Annotated in this window: 12 protein-coding genes and 1 rRNA gene; 6 read left to right on the top strand and 7 right to left on the bottom strand. The window is 67.3% G+C overall.

Annotated features, from left to right (window positions below; all coding sequences use genetic code 11):
- Window positions 1-276, bottom strand: a 276-nt coding sequence (locus NM203_RS32910) for a thiolase family protein (protein ID WP_456299320.1), incomplete at its 3' end; no start/stop codon positions are given.
- Between the two features lie 84 nt (window positions 277-360).
- Between NM203_RS32910 and mce the strand changes: the two genes are divergently transcribed.
- On the top strand, window positions 361-837 hold the full coding sequence (gene mce, locus NM203_RS32905; RefSeq protein ID WP_255065265.1) for a methylmalonyl-CoA epimerase: 477 nt from the start codon (window positions 361-363) through the stop codon (window positions 835-837).
- On the opposite strand, the gene NM203_RS32900 is transcribed toward mce, so the two are convergent.
- Window positions 834-1,118, bottom strand: coding sequence for an Rv1322 family protein (locus tag NM203_RS32900; RefSeq protein ID WP_255065264.1), 285 nt, complete (start codon window positions 1,116-1,118; stop codon window positions 834-836). The genes mce and NM203_RS32900 overlap by 4 nt on opposite strands.
- A 5-nt stretch (window positions 1,119-1,123) precedes the next feature.
- The gene (gene nucS, locus NM203_RS32895; RefSeq protein WP_255065263.1) at window positions 1,124-1,795 is read right to left on the bottom strand and encodes an endonuclease NucS; all 672 of its coding nucleotides are present in this window, start codon (window positions 1,793-1,795) and stop codon (window positions 1,124-1,126) included.
- A gap of 46 nt (window positions 1,796-1,841) precedes the next feature.
- On the opposite strand from nucS, the gene NM203_RS32890 reads away from it, so the two are divergent.
- Entirely contained in the window at window positions 1,842-3,446 is a 1,605-nt protein-coding gene (locus NM203_RS32890) for an adenylate/guanylate cyclase domain-containing protein (RefSeq protein ID WP_255065262.1), read from the top strand.
- A gap of 66 nt (window positions 3,447-3,512) precedes the next feature.
- Complete coding sequence (locus NM203_RS32885; RefSeq protein WP_255065261.1) at window positions 3,513-3,809, top strand: hypothetical protein; 297 nt, start codon at window positions 3,513-3,515, stop codon at window positions 3,807-3,809.
- Here NM203_RS32885 and glsA read toward each other — a convergent pair.
- From glsA to NM203_RS32870, 3 genes are read right to left on the bottom strand one after another with little or no spacing between them, the layout of a single operon-like run.
- A complete protein-coding gene (gene glsA, locus NM203_RS32880; RefSeq protein ID WP_255065260.1) occupies window positions 3,806-5,095 on the bottom strand; it encodes a glutaminase A in 1,290 nt (429 codons plus the stop codon). The genes NM203_RS32885 and glsA overlap by 4 nt on opposite strands.
- Before the next feature lie 9 nt (window positions 5,096-5,104).
- Complete coding sequence (locus tag NM203_RS32875; RefSeq protein WP_255065259.1) at window positions 5,105-7,273, bottom strand: hypothetical protein; 2,169 nt, start codon at window positions 7,271-7,273, stop codon at window positions 5,105-5,107.
- Window positions 7,274-7,325: 52 nt separating this feature from the next.
- Window positions 7,326-8,066, bottom strand: coding sequence for a hypothetical protein (locus tag NM203_RS32870; RefSeq protein ID WP_255065258.1), 741 nt, complete (start codon window positions 8,064-8,066; stop codon window positions 7,326-7,328).
- A 116-nt stretch (window positions 8,067-8,182) separates the two neighbouring features.
- Between NM203_RS32870 and NM203_RS32865 the strand changes: the two genes are divergently transcribed.
- The 3 genes from NM203_RS32865 (at window position 8,183) to NM203_RS32855 (ending at window position 10,850) form a co-directional block, all read left to right on the top strand.
- Window positions 8,183-9,682: a DNA-3-methyladenine glycosylase 2 family protein gene (locus tag NM203_RS32865; protein WP_255065257.1), complete on the top strand. Its 1,500-nt coding sequence runs from the start codon at window positions 8,183-8,185 to the stop codon at window positions 9,680-9,682.
- Entirely contained in the window at window positions 9,682-10,188 is a 507-nt protein-coding gene (locus NM203_RS32860) for a methylated-DNA--[protein]-cysteine S-methyltransferase (RefSeq protein WP_303625553.1), read from the top strand. The genes NM203_RS32865 and NM203_RS32860 overlap by 1 nt, the downstream gene beginning before the upstream one ends.
- 101 nt (window positions 10,189-10,289) lie before the next feature.
- Complete coding sequence (locus NM203_RS32855) at window positions 10,290-10,850, top strand: hypothetical protein (RefSeq protein ID WP_255065256.1); 561 nt, start codon at window positions 10,290-10,292, stop codon at window positions 10,848-10,850.
- 86 nt (window positions 10,851-10,936) lie between these two features.
- Here NM203_RS32855 and rrf read toward each other — a convergent pair.
- A 5S ribosomal RNA gene (gene rrf, locus NM203_RS32850) occupies window positions 10,937-11,049 on the bottom strand.
- Window positions 11,050-11,051: the final 2 nt, after the last annotated feature.

Below are 11,051 nucleotides of genomic sequence, written 5' to 3'. Positions count from 1 at the left end.
GCACATCTTGTTGATCGTCAACGACGGCACATCCCAGCCGATCCCGGCACCCACCGCGGCCTGCCGCGCCGGCATCTGCCCGGCACCCGCGGTCAACACCTGACCCATGATCACGTACTCGACTAGGCGCGCCGGTCCGTCAACATCAGGGAAGGCCTTCTCCAGAGCCGCCTTGATCGCCACGGCACCGAGGTCACTACCTGAGAAGTCCTTCAGCGAACCCATGAGCTTGCCTACCGGAGTCCGCGCCCCAGAAACAATCACCGACGTCGTCATTTGCCTACCTCCGAGACTCGCGTTCTTCTTTGTGTGGCCCATCACACATTCCGCAAACATTCCGGTAAAGGTTACCGTTACGGAATGACCACCGAACACGTAGATGCACGTCCGGCACTTGCCAGCGCACTCGTGACGGCGATCGACCACGTCGGGATCGCGGTTCCCGATCTCGACGTCGCCATCAAGTGGTACCACGACCACCTCGGCATGATCGTGCTGCACGAGGAGGTCAACGAAGATCAGGGCATTCGCGAGGCGATGCTGTCGGTTCGCGGCGCCCCCAAGGGCAGCGCCCAGGTGCAGCTGATGGCCGCTCTCGACGAGACGTCGACCATCGCCAAGTTCATCGACAAGCGCGGCCCCGGCCTGCAGCAGTTCGCCTACCGAGTGAGCGATCTCGACGCCCTCTCGGAGAAACTGCGCGCCGAGGGCCTGCGGCTGCTCTACGACGTCCCGCGCCGCGGCACATCCAACTCGCGCATCAACTTCATCCACCCCAAGGACGCGGGCGGCGTGCTGGTCGAGCTCGTCGAGCCGGCAGCCGACTCAGACCACTAGGACCACCGGCGCGTCGGGCTGCGGCGATTCGCCCAGCACGACGTGTGCCAGTGCCGACGATCCTCGACATCCCCCGCATCCACCGGCCACACGACGACGTGCGCCGTTCCCGGTTTGATCTCGTGGTCACAGCCGGGGCACCGGTACGTCTTCGCGGCCCGTGACGCCGGCACCGGCTTCACCTCGTAGTCGTAGCCGTCGGATCCCGGCTCGACGCGACGCGTGTCGGGTAACGGCGGCCGCGGGCCGGTTCGGCGCGCAGGAGGTCGACGGCGTGGCATACCGCTCAGAACAGCCGGAATTCGGTGCTGTCCATTCCACGCATCTGGTCGTAGTCCAAAGTGATGCAACGGATTCCACGGTCGGTCGCCAGCGTCCGCGCCTGCGGTTTGATCTGCTGGGCGGCGAACACGCCGCTGACCGGCGCCAGCACGGAATCCCGGTTGAGCAGATCGAGGTAGCGGGTCAGCTGCTCGACTCCGTCGATCTCGCCGCGCCGCTTGATCTCGACGGCCACCGACCGGCCCAGCTCGTCGCGGCACAGCAGGTCGACCGGCCCGATCGCCGTCATGTACTCGCGGCGCACCAGCGTGTACCCGGTGCCGAGGAGCTCGACGTGTTCGGCGAGCAGTTCCTGCAGGTGCGCCTCGACGCCGTCCTTGACCAGGCCCGGATCGACGCCGAGCTCGTGCGAGGAGTCGTGTTCGACGTCTTCGAGCGTGATGCGCAGCTGTTCGCCCGCCTTGTTCTCGACCACCCACACCGGGGCCGGGCCGTCGTCCTCCTCGGTGAGCCAGCACGGCGGGCTCATCCAGTTCAGCGGTTTGTACGCACGGTCGTCGGCGTGCACGCTCACCGAGCCGTCGGCCTTGATCAGCAGCAGCCGACGGGCGGAGGGCAGATGAGCGGTGAGACGTCCGACGTAATTGACGGTGCACTGGGCGATGACGAGCCGCACCGAACCACCATAGATGCCCGAGCGCGGTAACTAGGCTGACGCCACGATGACGGACAGGAAGACCAGCGCACAGCGGTTGGGTCGGGTGCTCGAGAAGGTCACCAATCAGAGCAGCCGGGTGCTGACCACCCCGGAGTACGGCTCGTGGATTCTCGGGCGGGTCTCGGAGAGCCAGCGCAGGCGCCGGGTCCGGATCCAGACCATCCTGACGACGTTCGCCCTCGGTGCCAACCTCATCGGCGTCGGGGTGGCCGTACTCGTCGTGACCGTCACCTTCCCCGTTCCCAGTGTGTTCGACGCCAGCGTCCTGTGGATCACGTTCGCGGTGGCGCCCGCCTACATCACGCTGGCGTTCGTCGTCGGCGTCATCTGGGCGACCAACCGGGTGATCAACAACGTGCGGTGGGCCATCGAGGAACGGGAGCCGACGCCGAAGGATCAGCGCAACACGTTCTTCGCCCCGTGGCGGCTGACGCGCGTGCTGCTGGTGTTGTGGGGCGGCGGCACGCTGGTGCTGACCCTGCTCTACGGCTTGCAGGACACCGACTACATCCCGAAAGTTCTTCTCGGTGTGAGCTTTCCCGGCATCGTGGTGTCGGCCAGCTGCTACCTGTTCACCGAGTTCGCGCTGCGCCCCGTGGCCGCGCAGGCGCTCGAAGCCGGGCCGCCACCGCGCCGGTTCGCACCCGGCATCATGGGCCGTACGCTGCTGGTCTGGGCACTCGGTTCCGGTGTGCCGGTGCTCGGCATCCTTCTCGCGGCCATCATCACGCTGAGCCTGCAGATCGTCTCGCCGACCCAGTTCACCGTCGCGGTGATGATCCTGGCGCTGTTCGCGCTGGTGTTCGGGTTCATCCTGATGTGGATTCTGAGCTGGCTCACCGCAACCCCGGTGCGGGTCGTGCGGGAGGCGTTGACCAGGGTCGAACAGGGCGACCTCGATACGGATCTGGTGGTGTTCGACGGAACCGAACTCGGCCAGTTGCAAAGAGGTTTCAACAGCATGGTCAACGGGCTGCGGGAGCGCGAACGCGTGCGCGATCTCTTCGGCAGGCACGTCGGACGCGAAGTCGCCGCCCTCGCCGAGAAGGAACACCCCGAACTCGGCGGCGAGGAGCGCCACGTCGCGGTGATCTTCGTCGACATCATCGGGTCGACGAAGCTGGTGGCGAGCCGCCGACCCGGCGAGATCGTCGCTCTGCTCAACCGGTTCTTCGACGTCATCGTCGACGAGGTCGACAACCACCACGGGCTGGTGAACAAGTTCGAGGGCGACGCGGTGCTCGCCATCTTCGGCGCTCCCGTGTCCCTGAAAGATCCCGACGGCGAGGCGCTTTCGGCCGCGCGGGCGATGGCCGAGCGGCTGCGGGCCGAGGTGCCGGAGTGCGACGCCGGAATCGGCGTGTCCGCGGGAACGGCGGTGGCCGGCAACGTCGGCGCCAAGGACCGGTTCGAGTACACCGTCATCGGGGAACCGGTCAACGAAGCGGCGCGGTTGTGTGAGATGGCCAAGGAGGTGCCCGGCCACCTCGTCGCGTCATCGGACGTGGTCGAAGGCGCCGGCGAAGAAGAAAGAGCGCGTTGGCGATTGGGCGAGGAGATCACGCTGCGCGGGCTCGACGACGCGACCCGACTCGCCACGCCGATCTAGAAGCCGGGGATCGGCCGCGACGAACGCTACCCTCGAAGCGAACTCAGCGGAGAGGAGCGTTGTCACATGTCGTTCGCAGCACGGCTTCTCGTTACGGTGGCGGCGGTCCTCGCCGTCGCGGGCGGGCTCGCACCCGTCGTTGCGGCGGATCCCGACATCGACAGCGAGTCGGCCTCCGAGGTGATCACCGAACTCAAGGAACAGGGCTACGACGTTCGCATCAAGGGTGTTTCGGGTGACGACACCGACATGCTCACGTCGTGCAGCGTGACGTCGATAAACGACTCGGGCGAGGACTCCCCCGATCCCACGAAGACCACGCTGCTCTACGTCGACATCGCCTGCCCGATCCAGCACAGCTAGCCGGCGAAACCCCTGCGCAAAGCCTGCTCCGCCGCTTCCACGGCGTCGTCCACGCACAGGTAGCGCACCTGCTCGAAATCGCTTCCGGTGCGAATGACGATGCCGTCGGGGTCGACGAGGTATCCGACCTTATTCTGCGAACGCAGCTCGGCACTCATCCCGGACAGCATCGACCGGGCCGCGTCGTCGATGTCGTCCACGCGGGATACGTCGAGGATCGCCACCTCGAATCTCCCGCGGTCGCGGTCGACGGTGCGGACCAGCAGCTCGGCACCGCTGAAGAGCAGGTCACCGTGGGTCTCGTAGACGCGGACGTTGTCGCGCGGCTCGTAGACCGCGCGTAACGTCGCCCGCGAGTCACGGGCCACCGACAGGAAGTGCAGCCCGAGTTGCTCGGACAGGCTGCGGCACACCCGTACCCCCCGCACGCTGTTGCCCTTCGCGTCGAGCCGCGGCGAGTACGTGCCGATCCCCAACTGGCCGGGCAGCACGGCGACGATCCCGCCACCGACGCCGCTCTTGGCGGGCATGCCGACCGCGCTGACCCAGTCCCCCGCCGCGTCGTACATGCCGCACGTCACCATCACCGACAGCGTGCGTTTCACGACCGCGGCGTTCGTGACCCGCCTGCCGGTCGCGGGGTTGACGCCACCGCGCGCCAGCGTGACCGCCATCCGGGCCAGGTCGGTCGACGTCACCTTGAGCGAGCACTGCCGGAAGTACACGTCGAGCGCCTCATCCGGATCACCTTCGAGCACACCGAAACTCGCCAGCATGTAGGCGATCGCCCGGTTGCGGTTGCCCGTCGCTTTCTCCGACGCGTAGACATCGTGGTCGAGTTCCAGGCGGCGCCCCGCGAAGCCCGAGTAGAAGTCGTGGAGTGCGTCGAACCGCTCATCGGCCGTCGCACCCGGAACCAGCGACGCCGCGGCGATGGCGCCCGCGTTGATCATCGGGTTCTTCGGCGTCTTCGAGGTCTTGTCGACGCTGATCTCGTTGAACGCCTCGCCGGACGGTTCGACACCGATGCGCGCGTCCACTGCGGCCTGCCCCAGGGAGTCGAGCGCAAGGGCGTACGTGAACGGTTTGGAGATCGACTGAATGGTGAATTCGACTGCCGTAGATCCGGTTTCGTACACGTGGCCGTCGGCCGACGACAGCGACAGCGCGAAGCCCTCGGGATCGACGCCCGCCAGCTCGGGGATGTAGTCGGCGAGCACACCGTCGCTCACCCCCGCATGTTCGGCGAGGATTCGGTCCAGGTACTGCTGAACCAGTTGTGCCATCAGGCGATTCTAGGGCTGCGGATACGGTGCGAAGCGGTTGTCGTAACCGGCCTTGCGCTCGGCGAGCTGGTCGGCGCGGCCCTGGTCGCTGAGATAGACCGTGTTGGCGGGCAGCACCGCGCCCAGGTCACTGAGCTTGACCAGCTGGCTGCTGACCGTCGGCGGGTTGTCGGGGGCGTTCGGATCCAGATCCTGGAAGCGCATGGAGATGGTGCCCTGATTCAGCCCGCCGGTGGACACCCAGTTCGCGACGTGCTGGCCGCCGACGAGCGGATCGGTCTTCGAGATGACGACGGTGTACGAGCCGTCGATCGGATCGGCCTCCGCCTGCGAGTTGTTCAGGCTCGTCTGCTCGTTCCAGTAGTCCTTGGTGATGGTCCAGTCGTCGGTGACCGGGAGAACGAAGTACCCCGCGTTGTTGGGATGGATCGTGACCACCAGCGCCTCGTCGTCGGCGAGTTGGAAGTACCCCGCGCTCTGCAGCTGTGTCGCAAGGAACTCCGCGTTGCGCGCGGGGTTCTTGAGCACGTTCGGCGGGATCTTCTCGCCCGTCGCCGGATCGGTGGTCGCCACCGCCATGTAGGTCGCCTCGCGCTGAATGCCGAGCGCCATGATGACGGCCGCCACCGCGCCGCGCAGAATCGGCGGGTTGAACGGCAGCGGCGGCACCAGTGAGACCAGCGTCGTCAGCAGCGGGTTGTTGACGACGGCCGGACCGAGACCGGGGATCGCGAAGCCGCCGAGCTGGCTGAAGAGGCTGTTCGGCGGGCCACCCACGCGGGTGATCTCCAGGCTCATGGGTTGTTCGGACGTCCAGTCGGACAACGTGTTACGCGTGGCGATCAGCGTCGAGTCACCGGTGAGCTGAAGATGGTTGACACGCCCGTTGGCCGGGCCGCGGTCGGCGGTGATGGTGAAGCTCCTGCCGTCCGGATCGAAGACCAGTTGATCCTTGGTCAGCACTGAGGCGGTGTTACCCGTCAGACCGGTGAGGACGCTGAACGTGGTGTCCGCGGGCACGTCCCCGTCGAACCGGCCCCGGATGACGTAGGACGAGGCGCCGTTGACACCCATGAAGCGGTAGATGGTGTCCGGATTGTCGTAGAGGATGCGCGATCCCGGCACCGTCCGGCCGTACCACGTGTGGGGCGGCGCGACCTGCATGACGACGGTCGGCTGGTTGGAGTTGAGGATCTGCTGTTGGAACGCCGCGCCCATCGCGTACTCGTTGACCGCCGCGTCGAGGCGGTCGATGTTCGCCTGATCGGGTCCGCCGACGAGCGAGAACTGTTGCTGCGCTGCCGACATGAAGCCGAACCGCAGCACCAGCTTCATCAGCGCGACGGGCAGGGTGTTGAGCGTCGCGGTGGCGGTCCGCTCAGCGTCGAGTTGCTGCTGGGTGCCCAGCGGGCTCGTCGCGGCCGGAGCCACCGACGGCGCGAACGCGTTGCCGATCTCGCGACGCACGAAGCCCAGCATCGTCCACATCACCGGCGACTGCGGCGGCGTCGCGGGCCCGCCCGCGGCCTGGGGCGTCAGTCCGATCACCGACAACAGCCCCGAGACGACGTGAGCGACGATGTTGGGGGGCGGCGCAGCCGCGGCGACAGGTGCCGGTTTCTCAGCGGGCTGAATCAGCACCGTGGCCTGCACGATGGGCGCGGACTCCTGCGACGTGTCGTCGGTCGCGGGGACCGGGTCGGGGGCCGCGGCGGTCTGCGCCTGCACAGCCGATGCCGCCGCGGCCGAAGCGGCGCCGTCGGCCGGCTCGCTCGGGTCCGGCTTCTCGGACGTGTCGGACGTGTCGGTCTTCTCGGTTGCCTCGGCCGCCCGATGCCCCTTGTTCGACTTCGCCTTCTTGGCGCTGACCACCCGAGGCTCCTCCGCGTCGGCGTCCGTCGCCGGAGTCGCGGCCTCGGTGTCGGTGTCGGTGTCGGTGTCCTCCGGTGTCGTGTCCGCCTCCGGGGCGGGATCCGCGGTGTCCTGCGAGCCCGCCGAGGGACTCTTCGCCGGCTCGGAGTTCGATGAATCGGACGCCGCCGAGCCCGCCGAATCCGGCTCGTCGGCCCACGCCACGCCGGGGCTGGTCGCGATCGCGGCACCGATCCCCAGGGCCACGGCGAGCGCGCCGACACGACCGATGAACCGCGAACTACCGGACGACTCATCATTGAGCATGTCGTGATTAAAGCAGCGAAACCCCCGTGAATGTGTCGATGCCGGACACTCGTCAGCGGGTTGCAGGCCGTGCGGTTGCGGTGATCCAGCGTCGGCCCTCCTTGGCCGCCCGCACCAGCGCCCCGTACTCCCCCAGGTAGTCGGCGACAGCACCGACGCCGGGCAGCACACCGAGGTAGCGGAACACCGCGCGGGGCCGGGGCCGCCGGTTCAGTTCGTCGCCGATGGCCCGCAGTATTCCGGCGAGCCGCCACAGCGTCGACGGCAGCGATGCCGACCCGTCCTCGGGATCGTCGTCCGCAGGGGCGGCGAGACCGTCGTCGCTGAGATCGCGGTCGCACATGACGGCGCCGAGCAGGGCCACCTGTTGGCGCCGGTCGGTGACACCCATCTCGCGCGCCACCGCACACAGGACGATCGCCTGATTGGCGAAGCCGAGGACATCCTGCACGGGGAGTCGGTCCGCGACTACGCCGAGCACACCGGGGAACGCGACGAGCACGTTGTCGACGGCGCCGACCCGGTGCACCCACCAGTCGATGCGGTCGTCCAGGCTGGCCCGCTCCCACGCCTCGGTACCCGGCACGTCGAGTGTGTTGAGCACCCAGGCCGCGGCGTCGAGCGTGTTTCCCAGGGCGCCGTCGTCCGAGTCCTTGCTGTGCGTGCGGCGCTTGAGCCCGATCGGGTCGGTTCCCCACAGCAGGTCCAGCGCGGGGTTGATCACCGCGACGGCCCGGTGCAGTACACACGCCACGTGCGCGTCGTCGAGTGTCGCTTCGGGCAGCAGATTCATGCCGTGATCATGCCCCGCGTTCGGGCTCGTCAACCAATCAGGCGCGACTCTGGGATCCCCACGCTGATGTCGGTTTTCCGCTAGTGATGTCGGTGCCGACGTGTAATCGTCGACGTGTGCACGAGGACTTCGACCACTGTTATCGAGCGGTGCAGTCGAAGGATGCGCGCTTCGACGGATGGTTCGTCACCGCGGTGCTCACCACGGGGATCTACTGCAGGCCCAGCTGTCCGGTGCGACCACCGTTCGCCCGCAACGTCCGCTTCTATCCGACGTCGGCCGCCGCCCAGCGGGAGGGCTTCAGAGCGTGCAAGCGATGCCGACCCGACGCCTCCCCCGGCTCGCCGGAGTGGAACGTCCGCGGCGACGTCGTCGCCCGCGCGATGCGACTGATCGCCGACGGCACCGTGGACCGCGAGGGCGTGACCGGCCTGGCGACCCGTGTCGGGTACACCCCACGCCAACTCGAGCGGCTGCTCCAGGCCGAGGTCGGCGCCAACCCGCTGGCGCTCGCGCGGGCGCAGCGGACGCAGACCGCGCGCGTTCTCATCGAGACGACGTCATTGCCGTTCGGCGACGTCGCGTTCGCTGCGGGCTTCTCCAGCATCCGGCAGTTCAACGACACCGTGCGCGAGGTATGCGCGCTGACTCCTACCGAACTGCGGGCTCGCGCCGCGGTGACGTTCGGCCGCGGCGAGCAGAGCGGCGCCGGCGTGCTGTCCGTGCGCCTTCCCGTGCGCGCGCCGTTCGCGTTCGAGGGGCTGTTCGGGCACCTCGCTGCGACGGCGGTACCGGGCCTCGAGGAGGTCCGCGACGGCGCCTACCGGCGGACGCTGAAGTTGCCGTCCGGCAACGGGATCGTCAGCCTGACCCCGCATCCCGACCACGTTCGGTGCGGGCTCGTCCTCGACGACCTCAAGGACCTCGCGACGGCGATCGCCCGGTGCAGGCGGCTCCTCGATCTCGACGCCGACCCCGAGGCGGTAGTCGACGCGCTCAGCGACGATCCCGTGCTCGCCGCGGTCGTGTCCAAGGCGCCGGGACAGCGCATCCCGCGCACGGTCGACGAACAGGAACTCGCGCTGCGCGTGGTGATCGGTCAGCAGGTGTCGACCAAGGCGGCGCGTACTCACACACGGCGGCTCGTCGAGGCGTTCGGTTCACCTGTCTACGATCCGAACGGTGCTCTCTCGCATGCTTTTCCGAGTGCGGAGCGGCTCAGCGAGATCGATCCCGGAGCACTGGCCTTCCCGAAGTCACGCCAGCGCACCTTCCTCACGCTGACGCGGGCACTCGCCGACGGTGAGGTGTCCCTCGACACCGGCTGCGACTGGAACCGAGCGCGCGACCAGCTGCTCGCAATCCGCGGAATCGGGCCGTGGACCGCCGAGGTCATCGCGATGCGGGGCCTCGGCGATCCCGATGCGTTCCCGGCGAGCGACCTGGGTGTGCTCTTGGCGGCCAAGCAACTCGGCCTGCCGGCCGAGGCCAAGGGACTCACCGAGTACAGCACCAGGTGGCGACCGTGGCGCGCCTATGCGACACAACATCTTTGGACGGCACTCGACCACGAGGTCAACGACTGGCCGCCGCGGACTGCGCCGAAGGAGAAGTGATGGAGATACTGCAGGCCCGCACCGTCGACAGTCCGGTCGGACCGCTGACTCTCGCCGGCCGGGATGGTCGGCTCAGGCACCTGCGAATGGTCGACCAGACCTACGAGCCCGACCACGACGGCTGGGAGGTCGATGACGGGGCGTTCGACGACGTGGCTGCCCAACTCGACGCCTACTTCGCGGGCGATCTGCTCGACTTCGACCTCGAGCTCGACCTGATCGGCACGGAGTTTCAGCGACGGGTATGGGCCGCACTGTTGACCATCCCCTACGGCGAGACCCGGTCGTACGGTGAGATCGCCCGCCAGATCGGTTCGCCGCCCGGCGCCTCCCGAGCCGTGGGTCTCGCCAACGGGCACAACCCGATCGGGATCATCGTCCCCTGCCATCGCGTGATCGGAGCAAACGGCAGCCTCACCGGATACGGCGGCGGCATCGCCCGCAAGAGACAGCTGCTCGATATGGAACAACAACGCGTTGCGCCCATCGCGACATTATTCGACTGATCCGTCAGTATCATCCGTGCATGTCACGCGGAGTCCTGTACGCAGCAGTGATGATGGCACTGATCGCTTCGGCCTGTGGGTCGACGGAGCGGGGTAGTCCCGTGGCGGCCGACGCGACTGAATCGTCGGCGTCATCGTCGTCATCGACGACACAGACCACCTCCGCAAGTACGACTACGGCGGCCGCCGCCAGCGGCCCCGTCGCGGAGATCCTCGCCGCACGTCAGGTGAACGCCGATGACTTTCACGACATGTCCTTCGGTGGCGACAAGCCGGAGGACATGACGGAGAGTTCGTCGATGGTCGCGTTCATCACGCCCAGCGCAAACATCGCCTGTAACTGGTCGCTCACGGACCCGACCGGGGAACTCGGGATCAACTGTGACGCGAAAGAGCGAACGTCACCGCCGCCAGAGCGCCCCGCGAATTGCGAGCTCAACTGGGCGACGGGCTACGTCCAGTTGCATCCCGATGGCGTTGTCGAAAACGGAGTATGTACCGGCGGGGTCCTGACGCCGTCCATCGCCAACACTCTCCCGTACGATTCGGCTCTCGTCGCCGGCGATTTCGGTTGCCTATCAGCTGAAGCGGGTGTCACCTGCGCGCATATTCCGAGTGGTCGCGGATTCGTGCTCAGTCGAGAGGAATTGAGGACATTCTGAATTCGAATTCTCCGCGAGAATTTAATGATGAAATAGAAATGCCAGAGACCCCCAATCGGAATTGGGGGCCTCTGGACTTAAAGGGTGTTCGGCGGTGTCCTACTTTTCCACCCGTAGGGGTAGTATCATCGGCGCTGGTAGGCTTAGCTTCCGGGTTCGGGATGGGTCCGGGCGTTTCCCTGCCGCTGTTGCCGCCGTAAC

Source organism: Mycolicibacterium arenosum, assembly GCF_024320865.1.
In the GTDB taxonomy this organism is placed as follows: Bacteria; Actinomycetota; Actinomycetes; order Mycobacteriales; family Mycobacteriaceae; genus Mycobacterium; species Mycobacterium arenosum.
This window is presented reverse-complemented; position numbering and strand designations above follow the sequence as displayed.